Here is a 19,747-nt window from a genome sequence, read left to right on the forward strand (position 1 = left end):
TCAACTCAGCGTGAGGGTGTAGCCCTTCTCCCGCAGCCGCCCGATGACGTCCTCGGAGTGGTCGGAGCCGCGCGTCTCCAGGTGCATCAGCACCTCGGCCTCCTCGACATGCAGGCGCGCGGCGACCCGCTCGTGCACCACGTCCAGGACGTTGACGCCGAGTTCGGCCAGTTCGCTGAGCAGCGTGACGAGGGCACCCGGACGGTCCTTCAGGCGGCACCGGACGACGAGGTAACGTCCGGTGCCCGCCAGGCCGTGCCGCAGCACCTTCGACAGCAGCAGCGGATCGATGTTGCCGCCCGACAGCAGCACCACCACCGGCGTCCGGACGGCGTAGGAGTGCTCCAGCAGCGCCGCGACCCCGGCCGCGCCGGCCGGCTCGACGACCTGTTTGGCGCGTTCGAGGCACAGCAGCAGCGCCTGCGAGATCGACTCCTCGGTGACCGTGACGACCGCGTCGACGAGTTCGGTGAACAGCCTGAAGGTGAGGTCACCGGGCCGGCCGACGGCGATGCCGTCGGCCATCGTGGCCTCGATCTCGACGCGGGTCGGCCGGCCCGCCGCGAGCGAGGCCGGGAACGCCGCCGCCCGTTTGGCCTGCGCGCCGACCACCTTGACGTCGTGGCCGCCGGTCTCCTTCGCGACGCCCTTGAGCGCGACGGCGATCCCCGACATGAGCCCGCCGCCGCCGACCGCGCCCACGACGGTCCGCACGTCGGGGCACTGGTCGAGGATCTCCAGCCCGATGGTGGCCTGCCCGGCGACCACGTCCGGATGGTCGAAGGGGTGGATCAGGATGGCGCCGCGCTCGTCGGCGTACTCCTGCGCCGCGACGAGGCAGTCGTCGACGGTCGGCCCGGGGAAGATCACATCGGCGCCGTAGCCGCGGGTCGCGGCGACCTTCGGCAGCGGCGCGCCCGCCGGCATGAACACCGTCGACTTGCAGCCGAGCATGGACGCCGCCAACGCGACGCCCTGCGCGTGGTTGCCCGCGCTCGCCGCGACGACGCCGCGGGCCCGCTCGGCGTCGCTGAGCCGGGCGATCCGCACATACGCGCCGCGGATCTTGAACGAGCCGGTGCGCTGGACGTTCTCACACTTCAGCAGGACGGGGCCGCCGACGGCCTCCGACAGGACCCGGGAGCGGATCAGGGGGGTGGTGACGACCACGTCGCGGAGCAGCTCACGAGCGGCCCGGACGTCGTCGACACTGACGAGGGTCATGTCCCGATCTTCCCACGGTCCAGCTCAACCGGCGTTCCAGTAACGATCACCCGCGAAGATCAGGGCGGCGGCGCCGATGAGGCCCGCGGTCTGACCGAGGGCGGCGGGGACGATCCGGACCTTGCGCGCGAAGTCCATCCGCGCGTGCGCCCGGAACGCCTCCTCCAGCGGGTCGAACAGCAGCGCGCCCGCCTGCGAGACACCACCGCCGATCGCCGTCACCTCCAGATCGCACAGGTGGGTGGCGGAGGCGACGGCGACGCCGATGGCGTGGCCGGCGCGGCGCATCGCGGCGACGGCGACCGGATGGCCCCGCCGGGCGTCGGCGGCCAGCTCGATGCCGGTGACGTCCGGGCTGCCCGGGCGCCAGCCCTCCTCCTGCGCCCAGGCCACGAGGCCGGGGCCGCGTGCGATGGCCTCCAGGCATCCCCGGCCGCCACACTCGCAGGGCGGTCCGTCCGGATCGACAATGACATGTCCGATGTGTCCGGCATTGCCGCTGGCACCGTCGACGAGCCGCCCCCCGAGGACGAGCCCGCCGCCGACGCCCGTCGAGACGACCATCCCAAGCACGTTGCCGCGCCCGCGGCCAGCGCCGCGCCAGTGCTCGCCGATCGCGACGCAGACGGCGTCGTTGTGGACGCGGACGGGCAGGCCCCCGTACCGGGCGTGCAGCCGCGCCCGCAGCGGGAACCCCCGCCAGGCGGGGATGTTGAGCGGGGACACCTCGGCGCCGGGCCAGGTCATCGGTCCGCCGCAGCCGACGCCGATGCCGCCGAGCGGCGGATCCCCGGCGTCGGCGGTGAGCTTGTCCAGCAGCGCCTCCAGGGTCCGCCACAGGCCCTCGGCGTCCAACGCCGTCCCGTCCGGCGCGGGGCCGTCGGGGGTGGCGACACGGTCGTAGGCGGCGACGCGGCCGCCGGGCTCGACCAGGGCCGCGGCCATCTTCGTCCCGCCGATGTCGACGGCGAGGACGGGTGCCTGGACGGGCGCGGCCGCGTCGGTCACGCGGGCTCCTCAGGCCGCCCGAACGCCAGGATGGACGCGGTGAACCCGTGCACGTGGTTGCGTCCCGCGACGGGACCGATCTCGCCCGAGGCGAAGAACCCGCCGATTCCCGCGGGTCCGAACGCGCGGTCGAGCACCTTCGCGTCGTGGTCGGAGTCGGGGAACATCGCCTGACCGCGCCCGTTGCAGGAGAACAGCAGTGCGCCCTCGACCGGCGCGAGGTCGAACCGTTCGAGCAGCGCGGCGAGGTCCTCCTCGGCGGCGCCCGCGTCACGGACCTGGAACCGGACGGTCCGTCCGACCTCCACGACGTCGCCGATCGCGATGGCGCCGCTGTCGGTGTCGGCGCCCACCACCCCGCGGACCAGGAAGTCGCCGTGCTCGTGCTCGTCGGCGTACTCGTCCATCGCCACGCCGATGAGCAGCCCCTGCCCGGCGAGCTCCTGATCCTCATCGGGCAGCCCGACGACGATCTGCTCCAGCTTCTCCAGCGCCGGGACGCCCGCCAGCTCATAGAGGACGTTCTCGTCGGCCCGCGTCACCACCATGTCGGGGCCGATCGGCCGGGCGCCCTGGCTGACGACCGTGGCGGCGGCGACGTCGCCGCCGATCACCACGCCGACCGCGCCGTCCTCGTAGACGTCACCGCCGACGAACAGCCGTGTCTCGCCGCGTTCCTCGCCGCCCGCGAGGCCGCCGACCAGCGGCAGGCCGGGCAGCGCGTCGTCCGAGCGCTCCACGAAGGCGTCGACCGGGAAGCTGAACGGGTCGGCGAGGAGCACCCCCACCACGTCGTCGGGCTGCCCCTCCGGCATCCCGACGACGATCAGCCGGTCCTCGGCCTTGAGCGTCTCCAGCCGGTACGGTTCGAGCCGCGCGCCGGGCAGCACCGCCGCCCAGGCGCTGACCGCGCCGGTCTCCTCCACCCCGCGCCCGGCGCCGATGACCCCGGACGCGCTGCACCCGAGGACGAGCGCGGGCGCCACCAGATCGGCCGCGCGCCGCGCCGCCGCCTCCATCTCGTCCGGGTCGTCCCCGCGGACGAACACGCACACCAGGTCGGGTGCCGCGCTCAGCGGCGCCAGTGCCTGCTCGACCGCCGACCCGGCCGCGCTGGTCAGGTCGGGGCCGACGGCCAGGCCATCACCGAATCGCGCCATCGACGCCGCCTCCCTCTCCGCGTTCACCCGCTCGCTTCACACATCCAGTCTCCCCCGCTGCGCGCCCCACACCCAACACGTCGCCGCGCGTAGGACGAATACCGGCACGAGGGTGCGATTCCCCTTACCGGCGACGTAATGTCGATCGCGTGCGTTCATCCACACCTCGCGAGACCACATTGGGCGATCTGCGCACCAGCGGTCACGTCCAGCGATCGGTGAAGGCCGAGATCCGCCACAACCTGCTCGCCCGGCTCAAGGCCGGCGAGCCCCGGTTTCCGGGGATCCTCGGATTCGACGACACCGTCCTGCCCCATCTGGAACGCGCCCTGCTCGCCGGGCACGACCTGGTGCTGCTGGGCGAGCGCGGCCAGGGCAAGACGCGGCTGATCCGCACCCTGGGCGGGCTGCTGGACGAGTGGACCCCGGTAGTGGCCGGATGCGAGATCAACGACCATCCGTACGAACCGGTGTGCGTGCGCTGCCGCCGGCTGGCCGCCGCCAAGGGCGATGACCTGCCGGTCGAATGGAAGCACCGCGACGAGCGCTACGGCGAGAAGCTCGCCACGCCCGACACCAGCGTCGGCGACCTCATCGGCGACGTCGACCCGATCAAGGTGGCCGAGGGCCGCACGCTCGGCGACCCGGAGACCGTCCATTTCGGTCTCGTCCCGCGCACCAATCGCGGGATCTTCTCCATCAACGAGCTGCCCGACCTCGCCGAGCGCATCCAGGTCGCGCTGCTGAACGTGCTGGAGGAGCGGGACGTGCAGGTCCGCGGCTACGCGCTGCGGCTGCCGCTGGACGTGCTGCTCGTCGCGTCCGCCAACCCCGAGGACTACACCAACCGGGGCCGGATCATCACGCCGCTGAAGGACCGCTTCGGCGCCGAGATCCGCACCCACTATCCCCTCGCGCTGGACGCCGAGCTGGAGCTGATCCGGCAGGAGGCCGACTTCGCCGACCTCGCGGGTCTGCCCGCCGAGGTCCCCGACCACCTGGTCGAGATCATCGGACGGTTCACCCGGCTCGTCCGGGAGTCGACCGCGGTGGACGCGCGCTCGGGCGTGTCCGCACGGTTCGCGCTCGCGGGCGCCGAGACCGTGGCGGCGGGTGCGGTGCGGCGCGCGGCGCTCACCGGCGAGGAGCGCGCGGTCGCGCGGGTCTGTGACCTGCCGGCGATCGTGCCGTCGCTGATGGGCAAGGTGGAGTTCGAGGTCAGCGAGGAGGGCCGCGAGCAGGAGGTGCTGGAGCATCTGCTGCGCCGGGCGGTCGCCGAGACCTACCGGCGGACGCTGGGCGCCGCCGACCTGACCGGGCTGCTGGACAAGTTCGACTCGGGAGAGCGGGTGGAGTCGGGCGAGCTGATCGCGGCGGCGGAGCTGCTGCGCCGGATCGGCCAGGTCGCCGGGCTCGCCAAGATCATGGAGAGGCTTGGCCTGAGCGGGGAGTCCCCCGGTCAGGCCGCTGCCGCGCTGGAGTTCGCCCTGGAGGGGCTGTTCCTCACCCGGCGCCTGTCCAAGGACGTCTCCGAAGGACGAGCCGACGGGACCGCCACCTATCGCACCTGAGGTCTCCACGGGCAAGGAGAGTCGATGAGCCGTTACCGCTACGGCGCGTACGAGGACGGGCCCGATCCGCTGGCCCCGCCGTACGACGTCCGCGACGCCCTGGACGCCATGGGCGACGCGGTGCTGGACGGCACCCGCCCCGACGACGCGCTGCGGGAGCTGCTGCGGCGGGGCCTGCCGGGCGCGCAGGGCCGCCGAGGGCTCGACGATCTGCTCAAGGAGGTCCGGAACCGGCGCCGCGCGCTCCGCGACCGGGGCCGCCTGGACGGCACTCTGGAGCAGGCGCGCGCGCTACTCGACACTGCCATCGGCCAAGAGCGCGCGGAGCTGTTCCCCGATCCGGGCGACGAGGCGCGCCTGCGCGAGGCGGAGCTCGACGCGCTGCCCGACGACACCTCCCAGGCGATCCGAAGGCTCTCGGACTACGAGTGGCGTTCCGACGCGGCCCGCGCGACCTTCGAGCAGCTGAAGGACCTGCTGCGGCGCGAGGTGCTCGACGCGCAGTTCCAGGGCATGAAGCAGGCCCTGGAGAACCAGGATCCGGCCGCGATGCAGCGCGTGAAGGACATGATGGCCGCGCTGAACGCGATGCTGGAACGTGACGCGCGCGGCGAGCACACCCAGCAGGACTTCGAGCGGTTCATGGAGCAGTACGGGGACATGTTCCCCGACGACCCGCAGAACCTGGAGGAGCTGGTCGACACGCTCGCGCGCCGCGCCGCCGCGATGGACCGGCTGCTGGCCTCGCTCAGCCCCGAGCAGCGCGCCGAGCTGGCCGGCCTCATGGACCAGGCCATGCAGGACGCGGGCCTCGCCATGGAGATGACCCGGCTCGGTGACGCGCTGCGGGCCCGGCGTCCCGATCTCGGCTGGGGCGAGCCCGAGCAGATGACCGGGCGGGACCCGCTCGGGATGGGCGACGCGACGACCGCGCTGGCCGAGTTGGCCGACCTCGCCGAACTGGAGTCGGCGCTCGGCCAGGAGTATCCCGGCGCAAGGTTGGACGACATCGACGAGGAGGCGATCCGGCGGGCCCTCGGCCGGCAGGCCGTGGACGACCTGGACGCACTGCGCCGCATCGAGAAGGAGCTGGAACGGCAGGGCTTCCTCCAGCGCCGCAAGGGCAAGCTGGAGCTGACGCCGAAGGCGGTGCGGCGGCTCGGCGAGACGGCGCTGCGCCGGGTGTTCTCCCAGCTCACGTCCGGACGGCAGGGCGACCACGACCAGCGGGACGCCGGCCAGGCGGGCGAGCTGACCGGAGCGAGCCGGGAGTGGCGGTTCGGCGACGAGCAGCCCCTGGACGTCGTCCGGACGGTCGGCAACGCGATCCGCCGCAGCGCCATGGACGGCGGGCGCGGCGCCACGGGCCACGGGCGCGGCACCGCGGGCGGCGGCCTCGTCGCGAGCGTCCCGGCGTCCACGACCAAACCGGCAGAGCCGAACACATCGGGCGTATCGGATCTGGTGCGTCCGAACGGCGTCCGGCGTCCCGGCGGCGTCAAGCTCGGCGTGGACGACTTCGAGGTGCACGAGACCGAGCGGCGCACCGGCGCGGCCGTCTGCCTGCTGGTGGATTTGTCCTATTCAATGGTGTTGCGCGGCACCTGGGCGGCGGCCAAGCAGACCACGCTGGCGCTCCACACCCTGGTGACGAGCAAGTTCCCGCAGGACGCGATCCAGATCATCGGGTTCTCCAACTACGCGCGGGTGCTGCACCCGACGGAGATGGCGGGCCTCGACTGGGACATGGTCCAGGGCACCAACCTGCACCACGCGCTGATGATCGCGGGCCGGCACCTGGACCGGCACCCCGACTTCGAGCCGATCGTGCTGGTCGTCACCGACGGCGAGCCCACCGCGCACCTGCGTCCGGACGGGCGCTCGCTGTTCGACTACCCGCCGTCCACCGACACGCTGGTACTCACGCTCTCCGAGGTCGACAAGATGACGCGGCGGGGGGCCTGCATGAACTTCTTCATGCTCGCCGAAGATCGCCGTCTCGTGTCGTTCGTGGAGGAGGTCGCGCGCCGCAACGGCGGCCGGGTGTTCGCCCCGGACGCCGAACGGCTGGGCGAGTACGTCGTCAGCGACTACCTGAGGGTGCGGCGCGCCCGTCGCTGACGGCCCGCCGCGGGCGAACGGACTAAGGTCGGCATCATGTCGACTTCCGACCGCCTGTTGCTGTTCCTGCACATCGGGTTCGCGATCTTCACGCTGGGGCCGCTGACCGCCGCGACCATGTCCACCCCGCGCTACATCCGCAAGCGGAACGTGGTCGTGGTGCGGTACCTGCACCGCACCACCCAGATCTACGGCGTCGCGACCCTGGGGATCTTCCTATTCGGACTGGCCCTCGCCAAGGGCGACCTGGCGGAGGTGTGGCTGTCGGTGTCGATGACGCTGTTTGTCGTGGCGCTCGTCTTGCTGCTGATCGTGGAGCGCGACCAGCGGAAGGCCGCGCACCTGCTGGAGGTCGCCGCGGCCGAGGCGGCGCCCGCCCCGGTGACGCCGCGTCCTGACGACGAGGCAGAGCAGGCATCGGAGAAGACGGAGCAGGACGCCCCGGCCGCGGGCCCGGCGGCAGGCCCTTCGGCCGCGCGGGGCGACATCGCGCAGGTGCAGCGCGGACGGATCGCCGCGATGTCCGGCGTGGTCGCGCTGGTGTGGCTGGTGATCCTCGTCCTGATGGTGTGGAACGGCTGACCAGCGCGCCTTACCCGGCCACAGGCGGCGCACCGGGGCCGGTCACTCCACGTGCGGGTGTCACTTCACGTGCGCGTTGAGCCAGTTCACGATCTGCGGGTAGGTGTGCTCGTCCTCCAGCAGGCCGGACGCGTGCATCTCGCCCTGCACGACCTTCACCGTCGCCGGGACGCCCGCGGCGCGCAGCGCGCTCGCGAGGCCCGTGCTCTGGGTGACCGGGACGAAGTCGCCGCTGGCGTGCATAAGCAGCATCGGCGCGTCGCCGGCCGAGACGTGGTTGGTGGAGTTGGCGTCGTCCAGCCGCTTCCAGCACGACGCTTTCGCCGTCGCGCCGGGCACGCACCGGACGAGGTCGACCACGGCCTTGCGCAGCATCCGCTTCGCGGGGACGGCGCCGGGCTCGCCACCGTTCTGATAGGCCAGGAACGGGTTGTTCGGCGGGGACAGCGCGATCACGCCGCGCACCCGCTGCCCGCCGGTCCCGTAGGTGCCGAGCTGGGTCGCCAGCATCCCGCCCGAGGACGAGCCGATCACGGCGACGCGGTTCGGGTCGAGGTTCCAGACCTTCGCGTGCTTCTTCATGAAGTCCAGCGCGGACATCGCGTCGTTGCGCTGGGCGGGCCACACCGCCTTCGGCGCGAGCCGGTAGTTCGCGGCGAGGACGACATATCCCTCGGCGGTCAGGCGGCGCGCGAGGTACTTCCAGCTGCTCTTGTCGCCGCCCAGCCAGTAGCCGCCGTGGATCACCAGGACGGCGGGGCGGGGCGCGGCCCCAGGCGCGGACTGCCGCCAGTAGGCGTCGATCCGCTGCCGCGACGCCTTGCCATAGGCGTAGGTCTTGAACTTCGGAAGGCGCGGCGTGACCATGACGGCGCTGCCGGAGACGATGCCGTCCGTCGTCCCGGCGCCGTCCGCGGAAGGCGCCGACGGGGACGGCGTGGTGCCGCCGGTCTCCGGGCTGCCGGACGGCGCGCCGGTGCCCGTCTCCTCGGACGGCACGACCGTCGGCGCGGACTCCGTGGGGCTCGGGTCGGGCACGGTGGCCTCGGCCCCCATCGGAACGGCCAGCGCGGCCAGACATGTCGCGGCGAACGCCGCACCACAGACCAGTACCTTGCGCACCCCGAGCCCTTTCTCGATGGAACCTGGCGGGCACATCATAGATGTTTGATCAAGAGCGGCGCGGGAAGGATGGGCAGTTTGTCCGGTGACGCCACCGGGTGGCCGGACATCCGGCACCGGCCACCCAGGGCATTCTCCCAGCTCAGGAGCGTTCCAGCGTCAGTCCAGCGCCTGCCGGAGATCACGGAGAAGATCGGCAGCGTCCTCGATTCCGACCGACAGCCGGACGAGGTCGCCGGGCACCTCCAGCGGCGACCCGGCCGCCGACGCGTGCGTCATCCGGCCCGGGTGCTCGATCAGCGACTCGACACCGCCGAGGGACTCGCCCAGCGTGAACAGCTTCGTCCGCTCGCAGACGCGGACGGCCTCGTCCTCTGACTCCATCCGGAACGACACCATCCCCCCGAACGCCTTCATCTGCTTGGCCGCGACGTCGTGGCCGGGGTGCTCGGGCAGCCCCGGGTACAGCACCGTCCGGACGGCCGGGTGGCGGGTGAGCATCTCCACGATCCGCTCCGCGTTGGCGGAGTGCCGGTCCATCCGTATGCCGAGAGTCTTGATCCCCCGCAGGGTCAACCACGCGTCGAACGGCCCCGCGACACCCCCCATGGCGTTCTGGTGGAACGCCAGCTGCTCCCCCAGCGCCTCGTCCGCGGCGATCAGCGCGCCGCCGATGACGTCGGAGTGCCCGCCCATGTACTTGGTGGTGGAGTGCACGACCACGTCCGCGCCGAGATCCAGCGGCCGCTGGAGGTACGGCGACGCGAAGGTGTTGTCGACGACCAGCAGCGCGCCCGCGTCGTGTGCGATGACGGCAAGTGCCCGGATGTCGGCGATGTTGAGGAGCGGGTTGGTCGGCGTCTCCACCCAGATGATCTTCGTCTCCGGACGGACCGCCGCCCGGACGGCCTCGACGTCGCTGAGCGGCGCCGGGTCGTAGGCCACCCCCCACGGCGCGGCCACCTTCGCGAAGAGCCGGTACGTCCCCCCGTAGGCGTCGTCCGGGATGATCACATGGTCGCCCGGCCGGCACACCGCCCGCACCAGCGCGTCCTCCGCCGCCAGCCCCGACGCGAACGCCAGCCCCCGCGCGCCCCCCTCGATCTCGGCCAGGCATACCTCCAGCGCTGTACGCGTGGGATTCGCCGACCGCGAGTACTCGTAGCCGCCCCGTAGCCCCCCGATGCCGTCCTGCTTATATGTCGAGACCTGGTAGATCGGCGGCACGACCGCCCCCGTCGCCGGGTCGGCCGCCTGCCCCGCGTGGATCGCCAGGGTCTCGAACCCCTGAACCTCGTTGTCCATGGGAACGAGGCTATCCACCTGCGAGCCCTCCTGGAGGATGAGGATCTCCCCCGTAGGTATCACGCTCCAATTCGGCTCGCGGGTTGACCACAACGGCGTTTCCGATCTCTACCGTTTGACAGGTACCTCTGACCCACCCTTGATTTAAGGAAGACGCATGTTTGCTCGGCTCGCGCGCTTCGTCGTGAGACACCCATGGTGGACGATCGTTTCCTGGCTCGTGGTGGCCGCCGTCGTCATCGTGTTCTCCCCTAAGCTGACCACCGAGTCCGACCAGGGCGACTTCCTGCCCTCGAAGTACGAGTCGGTCCAGGCGATGAAGGTCGCCGAGAAGGCGTTCCCGCAGCAGGAGGACACCTCCTCGCTGATCGTCGTGAAGCGGTCGGACGGCCAGGCCATGACCCCGGCCGACAATGCCCGGGTCAACCAGGCGGCCACGTCGCTGAACGCCAAGAAGCCTCCGACCGTCCAGACCTTCGCCACGGGCGCGGACGCCGTAGCTCCCAACAAGGCCGTCCAGGTGATCATGGTCCCGATGAAGGGCACCTCCACCGCGGACAGCGAGAAGCAGGGCGATGCGGTCAAACAGATCCGCAAGGATCTGCCACCGCTTCTGAAGGGCAGCGGGCTGGAGGCCAAGGTCGGCGGTGACGTCGCCGGCTTCGTCGACAACGAGGACTCCTTCAACAAGTCCTTCGAGATCGTCGGCATCGCCACCCTCGTCCTGATCATCGGGCTGATCCTGCTGATCTTCCGGGCGCCGATCGCGGCGATCCTGCCGATCGTCGTGATCATGCTGACGATGCAGGTCTCGATGGGCCTGATCGGAGCCGCGTCGAAGGTGTTCGGCTTCTCCGGCGACGACAGCCTCAACACCATCATCCTGATCGTCCTGTTCGGCATCGGCGCCGACTACTACCTGTTCCTGATGTTCCGCTTCCGTGAACGGCTGCGGGCCGGGGACGACAAGAAGACCGCGATGATCACCGCGGTGGAGCGCGTCGGCGAGGTCATCTCCTCGGCCGCCGCCGCCATCGCCGTGACGTTCCTGGTCCTCCTGCTCGCGACCTTCGGCGTGTTCAGCGCCTGGGGCCCGTCCCTCGCCATCGCGGTCGTCGTGATGGGCATCACCTCCCTCACCCTCTTCCCGGCGATCGTCTCGCTGCTCGGAACGGCCGTGTTCTGGCCGTCCAAGGCGTGGAAGAAGCAGCCCAAGGGCACCATCTCCGCGGCGATCGGCCGCGGCGTGGGCCGCCGTCCCGCCGTCGCCGCGCTGCTCGCCGGCATCGTGATGGTCGCACTGGCCGCCGGCACCTTCGGTTTCAAGGCCGACTACGACTTCGCCGCGGGCTTCCCGCAGGACACCGAGTCGGCCCAGGCCACCAAGGACATGGAGAAGGGCTTCCCGCCCGGACTCACCACCCCCGTCCAGGTCTTCATCAAGAGCAACGACGGGAAGCCGGTCACCCAGCGGCAGCTCGCCGCCTTCAGCCAGGCCGCCAAGACCGCGCCCGGCGTCGGGAGGGTGCAGGAGCCCGTCCAGAACGCGGACAAGTCCGTCGCCCGCGTCGACCTGGTGCTCAAGACGAACCCGGTCTCCAACAAGTCGATCAGCCTGGTCAAGAACGACCTGACCCCGGCGGTGCACAAGATCGTGCCGGACGGCACCCGCGCCTACGTCGGCGGCCAGACGGCGATCTTCGCCGACATCAACACCGTCAACAACCGCGACCTGTCGGTCATCCTGCCGGTGGCCGCGGTGCTGATCGCGCTGATCCTGGCCCTGCTGCTCCGGTCGGTGGTCGCACCGATCTACCTGGTCATCTCGGTCCTGCTCGGCTTCGCGGCCACGCTCGGCTCCGCGGTGTACGTCTTCCAGGGCGCGCAGGGAGAGGCCGGCGTCACCTTCCAACTGCCGATCGTCCTCTACCTGTTCGTCCTGGCCATCGGAACCGACTACAACATCCTGATGACCGCCCGCCTCCGGGAAGAGGCGAAGGAGGGCAACGAGCCACGCCAGGCCGCCGCCCTCGCCGTCCAGCACGGCGGCCCCACGGTCGCCGCGGCGGGCCTCATCCTCGCGGGCACCTTCTCGGTCATGATGCTGGCCCCGGTCTCGATGCTCAAGCAGATGGGCTTCTCGGTCGCGATCGGCATCGCCCTGTCGGCCTTCGTGATGTCGGCCTTCCTCGTCCCGGGCATCACCGCCCTGCTGGGTCACAAGGCCTGGTGGCCGGGCCACGGCGACGAGCCGAAGAAGAAGCTCCAGGGCCCGCAGGACCCGATCCAGAACCAGTACGCCCCTTCGGGATACCACCAGTAGGAAACCCACAGACGTCGGGTTGTGGGGCCCCGGTCAGAAATGCCGCCCACAGACCAGGACCCCACAACCCGACACCCTCCGAAACACGAAACCCCCGGCGAAAGCCGGGGGTCTCCTCGTTCCCGGACTCCAGCACGGCCGCCCCCGCGACCGACCACCAGTGCCCGATCCTCATACGGAATTGGGTCGCGGTAGGCCGCGACGCGGAAGTTCTCACACAGCCCGGCCGGAAGACCTCGACGCGTCCGACGCCACCTTCGCGGACCCTGATCTTGGCGCGCTCTGCCGTCTCGACGAGCTTGGCTTGAGGTGGTGGGTCAGCGGCTCGAACTCGATTGTGCGGTCCTGCCCTGTGGGGTCGAGCCGGGTGGCCGATTGTTGGCGGAGGCGGTCCTGAGCCAGGCCGTTCTTTCTACTCCCAAAGAAAGCGCAGATCCTCACTCTCGACCACGATGACCCCGCCCGTGAACACGACTTCATGACTGCACCCACCTGGTGAGGGTGGTGCTGGCCTCCAGGAGTTCGGTCCTGTACTCCTGGATGAGGTGCTTCCGCTCGGTGACGTCCATCACAAGCCGACGAACCCGCGAATAGGTGACGACAAGCCCGACGTCGCGATCCCATGCGACCGACTTGAGCCTGATTTCAAGGTCCGCCCCCCTCTTCCTTCCCATCGAGAAGCCGACCAACTCCAAATCCTTGATGCACGTCGGGCTTCCCAAGTCATAGTGCCCGGCATCGAGAACAGCATCCCGGGCACCCGTAGGCAATTCCACTGCCAGCTTCGGCCGTTGGTGTCCGGGCCGGTGTAGGGGCTCGTTCCCGTCTGGTCGACTTTACCGAGCATATGGCCGACGACACTGCCGTCAACGCCGGGGTCCCCTTGATACAGGTAGGCGCGGCTGGAGACGACGGCACCTACGGAGTTGTAGATGTCCTCCTTCTGTCGGCTGCCGTCGGGCTTGTAGGCATAGTGCACCCGATAGGGCGCCGGACCGGCCGATGTCGATGGTGTCTGCGGACAATCCGCCGCGGCCACCGACCACATCATAGGTATGGGTAAGGGTTTCGGCGGGGAGCCCGCCCGCGGCTGGCAGATTCTCAGTTTTTAGAGTGCCGTCAAGGTTATAGCTCTGAGAGAAGCTGTAACTGCCTGCCAGCGGACCTTCGGAAGAAGGAATGGTGGTCGTGGTCGATTCTGGTCGCCCCAGGACGTCATAGCCGGTGATGCGATTGATGTAGTCACCGTTCTGGCCGTTCCTGATCGAGGAGGCCAGATATCCCTTGCCTCGTGGCGCGGTGTCGTAGAGCCACGAGGTCAGGCGCGGTCCGTCGGCGGATCCTTCCCGGACATCGAGCTTGCGGCCAAGTCCGTCATAGGAACGGAACAGGGTCTTGCCGCGCGCATCCGTCGTGGACCGCAGCCGGTCGAGGTCGTCGTAGCTGGAGGTCGTCGTACCGGTGTCGGGATCTTCAGTTCTGATCTTGCGACCGCGCAGATCGTAGATGTTCTGCCACGTGCGGCCGGCCGAGTCCTTGAGCTCTGTGAGATGGCCGGCGGGATCGTAGGAGTAGGAGGTGGCGTCATAGGCGCCGGTGGGGCTGTCACCGTTGTACAGGCGACGCTCGACGACCTGGCCGCGGGCGTCGGTGATCTGGGTGGCGGGTGTGGCCCCGGTCGGCGGGTCGACCGCCGTCCAGTTCCCTCCGTAGGCGGTCACGGTGCGCCACTTCTCCTGGGACGAGCCGGCCAGGAGGCGTTCCAATGTCTGGCGCCCCAGGCCGTCGTAGGAGTAGTGGGTCTGAGTCTCCACAGAATCGGGGGTGTCGACTCCGAAGAGCCTGGGTTCGGGGGCACCGGCGACCGAGTACATGCCGTACTCCTTGGCAAGTTTGCCCCGGCTGTCGTAGAAGGTGTCGCTGACCAGGCGGCCTTCCGGACCCAAAGCCTGAACCTGCCGAGGGCGCAACCAGCCGTCGTACAATTCGATGGCTGAAATTCTCTGCCCGTACCAAGGCCCCGTGCTCTGGACAACAACGGGAAATACCTCTGGGTGGGCGGCGACTTCACCAACGTCAACGGGCAGAAACAGCAAGGACTGACCCGGTTCCCGAGCCTCGGCATCGCCGGTGACGTCAACCCGCCAGAACTCGTCCGCAAGCCCGCCGTCGCCAAACCCGATGGCACCACCGGACAGCTTCGCGTCACCTGGATTCAAACCTGGGACCGCGACAACAAGAAGCTCACGTACGAAGTGATCCGTGACGGGACCACCGTCGTGCACACCACCGATTCCGAATCGAAGTTCTGGGATCTGAAGAATCTCAGCTACACCGACACGGGGCTCACACCGGGCAGCTCGCATACGTACTCGGTCCGCGCCATCGACCCGTTCAACAACCGGATCCGCTCTTCCGCCAGCGATCCCGTCCAAGCGGGCTGAAAACGATCCGGCGGACGTGCCGGGCGGGCGGATCGCCCGCCCGGACCACCTGGTCAGCCTAGAGAGATGGCGTTCAGGTACCAGCTGGTGTGGGGTAGCCATTGCTCGCCCCAGCGCCAGTCGTCGTCCTTGCCGGTCTGCGCGTAACCCTGGTCCCACAGGATGCCGCTGCCGTCCTCGTTCTTGCCGGTGATGCCGTTGACGATGCCTCCGGCGGTCTGGAGGAACTGCCAGGACGCGAGCCACAGGTACTGCGGGTTGTTGCGCCCGGAGCCGTCGAGCATACAGACGTCGTAAGGATTGGCCCCGAGAATCCAGTTGAGCTGGTCCGCGGCATACGAGCGCAGTTTCGCCGCGAATGACTGGTCATCGGAGAATTGTCGCGCGGCCAGCCGCGCGGCCGTGGCCAGCGAGGCGATGCGCGCGTTCTCGCCTTGCCACCACTGGTCTCTGGTCCGCGGCGTCACATTGTGCGGGAAGAAGAACTGGCTGGCCCGCTTGCCGTCCTTGTCCTGGACGAGCTGGCGGGCGTACCCGAACGGATTGCGGACCTCCTGGGTGACCTCCAGCTCGAACCGCAGCGAGCGGCGGACGGCGTCGAGCGCCTGGTCCTTGGCGCGGCCGTCGGCGATGTCGGCGTAGGTGAGCAGGGCGACGACGGGGAGCCCGGCGTCGGACGGGTGGAAGTACGGCCGGTCCTTGTCGTCGGCTCGCCAGTAGTCGCGATAGCGGTTCCAGGACACCAGCCGGGACGCCAGCGCGGAAGCGCGCTTGTCGGCGGCCTGCTTGTAGGAGCCATCCTTGGTGGCGCGATACAGCTCAACCGCCGCGAGAAGGGCGTTGTAGTCGTCCTGGATATTCTCTTTACCGTCGTTGGTGAGGCGGACGTTGTTGGCCTCCAGATAGGCGAAGACGTCCTTGGCGGACGACAGGTAGTCGGCGCTCTCATAGTCGCCGGAGACGTCCTGTGTGCTCGCGATGGCCAGCGCGGCGATCGCCACGCCACCGCCCTCCCGGTAGTTGACCTGCGCGGTGCCGAGGGTGCGCTTGACCGGGTCCTTCGGCGGGCCGGGCTGGCCGACGGAGCTGTAGAAGGACTGACCGGGAACGTGGACGCGCCGGATGTAGTCGGCGCCGTAGAGCCCCTCGTCCTGGAGCCAGGTGCGCAGCTGGGTGAAGTTCTCGTCCTTGCGCGCGGTGAGTTCCCGGTAGGAGACCAGCAGCGACCAGGCGGTGAGCGGAATCTGCAGCGTATTGAAATAGGATAGGTTCGACAATTGCGTGAAGTGTTTCCCGAAATCGCCGGTCGCGTCGTACCATCCGCCGTGCGCGTCGTACTTCTTGCCGGTGGTCCCGAGCGGTAGATGGTGGTCGAACTTGTCGTACTGGCCGGAGCACCGCCAGCCCTTGAAGTGGCGGACGACGTGCGCGAGCGTATAGCGCTCCAGCACGGTGGCCTCGATCTTGAACTGGGCCGACCGGGCCGATCCGACCGCGATGTAGTAGTCGCCCGGCCGTTTCAGCTGCGAGAAGTCGGCGATCCAGTAGCGGCGTTCGTCCCAGTCCGCGACCGTGCCGGCGTCGTCGAGCCGTCCGCTGTGGACGGTCTGGCCGCTGCCGGCATCGACGATCTCGAACCCTTCCGGCGATCCGCTCGCGGTGACGACCGCACGCTTGGGGGCGCCGGGGTCGTACCCCACGTTGTTGACGAAGATCCGCGCCGTCGTGTCGTCGTGCCGTGGCGCGCCCGCCGCCTCGGCCGGGGCCGCCGCCACTGCGGCGGCCGTGTACCCGGCTCCGACGGCGGCCGCGCCGATCAGAAAGCGTCGGCGATCGTGCCCTGCGTTCATACTCCACCACCTGGTGTCGTTGGAGCCCCCGTCGTGTCTCCCCTGTCGACGTAATTCGGTTAAGAACATTGCAATATTCTGTGATCTTGCGGTGAGGGTCAAGAGGGGGACGACGGGATGATCGCGGGAGGCGGGCAGCCCGCGCTGCTCCGCCGCATCAACGAGACCACCGTGCTGGCCAGGCTGCACGAGGCCGGACCGCTCCGGCTGGGCGATCTGAGCGACCGGACCGAGTTGTCCCGGCAGACGGTCGCGCAGGTCGTGGCCTCCCTCGCCGCGGACGGTCTGGTCGAGTACGTCGAGGCCGACCCGGCCGGCCGGCGTGCGCCCGGACGCCCGGCCCGCCTGGTGCGGCTGCGTCCGGACGCCGCCCATGTCGTCGGCATCGACATCGGACCGCATCGCACGCTCGTCATGGTCGCGGATCTGACCGGCCGCATCGTGGCCGAGGACCGCGGCGACAGCAGCCGCCTGCACAGCCGCGAGGAGATGCTCGCCCATGTGCACGCGCAGGTCCGCGAGGCGCTGGACCGCGGCGGGGTCGCCCGGGAGACGGTGCGCGCGGTCGTGGCCGGCACGCCCGGAATCGTCGAGGCCGAGCACGGCGTCGTCGTCAAGGCGCCCGACATGCCCGGCTGGACGTCGATCGACCTGGCCGACCGGCTCCGTCCCGCGTTCGGCTGCCCGGTCGTCGTGGAGAACGACGTCAACCTCGCGGTCCTCGCCGAGCGCTGGCAGGGGCACGGGCGCGACGCCGGGATCGTGGTCGCGGTGCAGTGGGGCAGCCGCGTCGGCGCCGGCATCCTGGTCGGCGACCGGCTCCTGCGCGGGGCGCACGGCGCCGCCGGCGAGGTGGGCTTCCTGCCCGCGGACCAGGGGCCGCCGATCGGCACGGCGAGCCTCGGCCCGTTCGAGCAGAAGGTGGGAACGAGCGCCCTCGCCGAGTTGGCCGGGGACGACGCCTCGCCGCAGGACCCGGGAATCGCGACCCTCACGGCCGCCCGCGCCGGAGACCCGGCCGCACTGAAGATCATCGACAGGATCGCCGCCCGGTTCGTTCAGGGTCTGGCCCCGCTGATCCTCATCCTCGACCCCGACCTCGTCGTCATCGGCGGCGGCATCGTGCGTGCCGGACCTCCGCTCCTGGACGCTCTCGAACGCCATCTGAGCGGCCGGACCCTCGTCCGTCCGGCGCTGGCCCTGTCCGGCCTCGGCGACCGAGCGGTGGCCTTAGGCGCCGCCCGCCTGGCCCTGGACGACGTCGAGCGCCGGTTGTTCACGGTCCGCTGACGGGCGTGGCGTCGCAGCGGACGGGAGGGCGGCCCGCCGGGGGCAGTGTTTGTGCCCGGCGTGCTTGATGCGGGTGTAGTCCTCCAGCCCGTACTGCACGTGGTTAGGCGCAGGGCCCGTCCGTGGTCGGAGGCCCACACGCTTCAAGCGAGCAGGTCGTGGGTCACGTCCGCGGGCGCAATGCCGGTGATCTTGGCGTCGTCGTACCCGGGGGCGCCCTCGACCACGTCCGCCCCGACCAGGTCGAGGCGTCGTCCACCGGCGTTGACGGGGCCCTCAGTACGTCCCGGCGAGGAAGGCCAGCAGGTCTTGGCGGGTCACCAGGCCCTTGGGCTTGCCGTCCACGAGGACCACGGCGGCGCCGGACTTCTCCAGGACGCCCACGGCCTTGCTGACCGGCTCGCCGGAGCCGAGCGTCGGTAGCGGGGCCGACATGTGGAGCTCCACCGCTTCGGTCAGCTTGGCGTGCTCCTTGACCAAGATGTCGAGAAGGTCGCTCTCCACGACGGAGCCGACGACTTCCGCGGCCATGACCGGAGGCTCCTCCTTCATCACGGGAAGCTGGGAGACCTCGTACTCGCGCATGATGGAGATGGCGGTCTGGACGCTCTCGTGGGGGTGGACGTGGACGAACTCCGGCAACGTCCCGCCCTTGCGGGTGAGGACCTCGCCGACGCGGGCCTCCTCGGTGGACGGGGTGAGGAAGCCGTAGTCCGCCATCCATTCGTCGTTGAAGATCTTGCTGAGGTATCCGCGCCCCCCGTCGGGGAGCAGGACGACGATGACCGCGTCCGGGCCGGCCTCGGCGGCGACGCGGAGGGCGGCGACGACCGCCATCCCGCAGGAGCCGCCGACCAGCAAGGCCTCCTCGCGGGCGAGACGGCGGGTCATCGTGAAGGAGTCCTTGTCGGAGACCGCGATCACCTGGTCGCAGATGTCGCGGTCGTAGGTCTCGGGCCAGATGTCCTCGCCGACGCCCTCGGTGAGGTACGGGCGGCCGCTGCCGCCGGAGTAGACCGAGCCCTCCGGGTCGGCGCCGATGATCTGGACGCGGCCGCCGGAGACCTCCTTGAGGTACTTGCCGGTTCCGCTGATCGTGCCGCCGGTGCCGATGCCGGCGACGAAGTGCGTGATGCGGCCCTCGGTCTGCTCCCAGAGTTCGGGGCCGGTCGTCTCATAATGCGAGATGGGGTTCTGCGGGTTGGTGTACTGGTTCGGCTTCCAGGCGCCGGGGATCTCGGCGGCGAGCCGGTCGGACACCGAGTAGTAGGAGTCGGGGTGGTCGGGCGAGACGGCCGTGGGGCACACGACGACCTCGGCGCCGTACGCGCGCAGGACGTCCACCTTGTCCTTGGCGACCTTGTCGGGGCAGATGAAGACGCAACGGTAGCCGCGCTCCTGGGCCACGATGGCGAGCCCGACTCCGGTGTTGCCGGACGTCGGCTCGACGATCGTCCCACCGGGCTTCAGTGCCCCCGACCGCTCGGCGGCATCGATCATGCGGACCGCGATGCGGTCCTTCACCGAACCCCCGGGGTTGAAGTACTCCACCTTGGCGAGCACCTGCGGCCCCCGGCCGCCGGTCACCTTGCGCAGCCGGACGAGAGGGGTGTTTCCCATCAGCTCGACGAGCGAGTCGTAAACGTGCACCGCGACGTCCTTGTCGGTTCGATGTGTCGGTCGTGTCCCTGCTCAGCCTCGCATCGGCCGCGAGGAAGCAGGATGGAAACCTGGTGGGCTCCCCATT

15 protein-coding genes are annotated in these 19,747 nt (G+C 70.1%); 6 read left to right on the forward strand and 9 right to left on the reverse strand.

The features are described from left to right. The 3 genes from ilvA to AMA02S_RS11405 are packed head-to-tail and all read right to left on the reverse strand — an operon-like array spanning position 1 to position 3,392. Complete coding sequence (ilvA, locus tag AMA02S_RS11395) at positions 1 to 1,224, reverse strand: threonine ammonia-lyase (RefSeq protein ID WP_067455850.1); 1,224 nt, start codon at positions 1,222 to 1,224, stop codon at positions 1 to 3. A 24-nt stretch (positions 1,225 to 1,248) separates the two neighbouring features. Further along, entirely contained in the window at positions 1,249 to 2,232 is a 984-nt protein-coding gene (locus AMA02S_RS11400; RefSeq protein ID WP_281181862.1) for an ROK family protein, read from the reverse strand. Further along, positions 2,229 to 3,392, reverse strand: coding sequence for an FIST signal transduction protein (locus AMA02S_RS11405; protein WP_067457056.1), 1,164 nt, complete (start codon positions 3,390 to 3,392; stop codon positions 2,229 to 2,231). The genes AMA02S_RS11400 and AMA02S_RS11405 overlap by 4 nt, the downstream gene beginning before the upstream one ends. Positions 3,393 to 3,541: 149 nt before the next feature. On the opposite strand from AMA02S_RS11405, the gene AMA02S_RS11410 reads away from it, so the two are divergent. From AMA02S_RS11410 to AMA02S_RS11420, 3 genes are read left to right on the forward strand one after another with little or no spacing between them, the layout of a single operon-like run. After that, on the forward strand, positions 3,542 to 4,963 hold the full coding sequence (locus tag AMA02S_RS11410) for a sigma 54-interacting transcriptional regulator (protein ID WP_067455853.1): 1,422 nt from the start codon (positions 3,542 to 3,544) through the stop codon (positions 4,961 to 4,963). 24 nt (positions 4,964 to 4,987) lie between these two features. Next, positions 4,988 to 7,084, forward strand: a complete 2,097-nt coding sequence (locus tag AMA02S_RS11415) for a vWA domain-containing protein (protein ID WP_067455854.1) — start codon at positions 4,988 to 4,990, stop codon at positions 7,082 to 7,084. 36 nt (positions 7,085 to 7,120) lie between these two features. Then, positions 7,121 to 7,666, forward strand: coding sequence for a hypothetical protein (locus tag AMA02S_RS11420; protein WP_067455857.1), 546 nt, complete (start codon positions 7,121 to 7,123; stop codon positions 7,664 to 7,666). 60 nt (positions 7,667 to 7,726) lie between these two features. Here AMA02S_RS11420 and AMA02S_RS11425 read toward each other — a convergent pair whose 3' ends face one another. Next, positions 7,727 to 8,788, reverse strand: a complete 1,062-nt coding sequence (locus AMA02S_RS11425) for an alpha/beta hydrolase (RefSeq protein WP_245667455.1) — start codon at positions 8,786 to 8,788, stop codon at positions 7,727 to 7,729. Positions 8,789 to 8,947: 159 nt separating this feature from the next. Then, the gene (locus AMA02S_RS11430; RefSeq protein WP_067455859.1) at positions 8,948 to 10,093 is read right to left on the reverse strand and encodes a cystathionine gamma-synthase; all 1,146 of its coding nucleotides are present in this window, start codon (positions 10,091 to 10,093) and stop codon (positions 8,948 to 8,950) included. A gap of 157 nt (positions 10,094 to 10,250) precedes the next feature. Here AMA02S_RS11430 and AMA02S_RS11435 point away from each other — a divergent pair, with 157 nt between their 5' ends. Then, a complete protein-coding gene (locus AMA02S_RS11435) occupies positions 10,251 to 12,416 on the forward strand; it encodes an MMPL family transporter (RefSeq protein ID WP_067455862.1) in 2,166 nt (721 codons plus the stop codon). A 476-nt stretch (positions 12,417 to 12,892) separates the two neighbouring features. On the opposite strand, the gene AMA02S_RS11440 is transcribed toward AMA02S_RS11435, so the two are convergent. Together AMA02S_RS11440 and AMA02S_RS40115 are read right to left on the reverse strand one after the other, a co-directional pair. Continuing rightward, entirely contained in the window at positions 12,893 to 13,105 is a 213-nt protein-coding gene (locus tag AMA02S_RS11440) for a hypothetical protein (RefSeq protein ID WP_157430512.1), read from the reverse strand. Positions 13,106 to 13,282: 177 nt separating this feature from the next. Continuing rightward, positions 13,283 to 14,401 carry an RHS repeat protein gene (locus AMA02S_RS40115; RefSeq protein WP_169806809.1) on the reverse strand — a complete coding sequence of 373 codons (1,119 nt, stop codon included), beginning with the start codon at positions 14,399 to 14,401 and terminating at the stop codon, positions 13,283 to 13,285. 69 nt (positions 14,402 to 14,470) lie between these two features. Between AMA02S_RS40115 and AMA02S_RS42810 the strand changes: the two genes are divergently transcribed. Next, positions 14,471 to 14,860 (forward strand): hypothetical protein, encoded by a 390-nt coding sequence (locus AMA02S_RS42810; RefSeq protein WP_067455875.1) that lies wholly within the window; start codon positions 14,471 to 14,473, stop codon positions 14,858 to 14,860. Between the two features lie 53 nt (positions 14,861 to 14,913). Here the strand turns inward: AMA02S_RS42810 and AMA02S_RS11455 are convergent, their stop codons facing one another. Next, positions 14,914 to 16,710: a glycoside hydrolase family 9 protein gene (locus AMA02S_RS11455; RefSeq protein ID WP_067455878.1), complete on the reverse strand. Its 1,797-nt coding sequence runs from the start codon at positions 16,708 to 16,710 to the stop codon at positions 14,914 to 14,916. 117 nt (positions 16,711 to 16,827) lie between these two features. Between AMA02S_RS11455 and AMA02S_RS11460 the strand changes: the two genes are divergently transcribed. Beyond that, positions 16,828 to 18,000 carry an ROK family transcriptional regulator gene (locus AMA02S_RS11460; RefSeq protein ID WP_067455883.1) on the forward strand — a complete coding sequence of 391 codons (1,173 nt, stop codon included), beginning with the start codon at positions 16,828 to 16,830 and terminating at the stop codon, positions 17,998 to 18,000. 276 nt (positions 18,001 to 18,276) lie between these two features. On the opposite strand, the gene AMA02S_RS11465 is transcribed toward AMA02S_RS11460, so the two are convergent. Continuing rightward, positions 18,277 to 19,650, reverse strand: coding sequence for a cystathionine beta-synthase (locus AMA02S_RS11465; protein WP_067455886.1), 1,374 nt, complete (start codon positions 19,648 to 19,650; stop codon positions 18,277 to 18,279). Between the last annotated feature and the right edge of the window lie 97 nt (positions 19,651 to 19,747).

It is taken from the genome of Actinomadura macra NBRC 14102 (assembly GCF_001552215.1).
Classification (GTDB): Bacteria; Actinomycetota; Actinomycetes; order Streptosporangiales; family Streptosporangiaceae; genus Spirillospora; species Spirillospora macra.

Coding starts and splice junctions, on each gene's coding strand:
- ilvA (WP_067455850.1), bottom strand. CDS start 1,224: ATGACCCTCGTCAGTGTCGACGACGTCCGGGCCGCTCGTGAGCTGCTC.
- AMA02S_RS11405 (WP_067457056.1), bottom strand. CDS start 3,392: ATGGCGCGATTCGGTGATGGCCTGGCCGTCGGCCCCGACCTGACCAGC.
- AMA02S_RS11415 (WP_067455854.1), top strand. CDS start 4,988: ATGAGCCGTTACCGCTACGGCGCGTACGAGGACGGGCCCGATCCGCTG.
- AMA02S_RS11420 (WP_067455857.1), top strand. CDS start 7,121: ATGTCGACTTCCGACCGCCTGTTGCTGTTCCTGCACATCGGGTTCGCG.
- AMA02S_RS11430 (WP_067455859.1), bottom strand. CDS start 10,093: ATGGACAACGAGGTTCAGGGGTTCGAGACCCTGGCGATCCACGCGGGG.
- AMA02S_RS11435 (WP_067455862.1), top strand. CDS start 10,251: ATGTTTGCTCGGCTCGCGCGCTTCGTCGTGAGACACCCATGGTGGACG.
- AMA02S_RS11455 (WP_067455878.1), bottom strand. CDS start 16,710: ATGAACGCAGGGCACGATCGCCGACGCTTTCTGATCGGCGCGGCCGCC.
- AMA02S_RS11460 (WP_067455883.1), top strand. CDS start 16,828: ATGATCGCGGGAGGCGGGCAGCCCGCGCTGCTCCGCCGCATCAACGAG.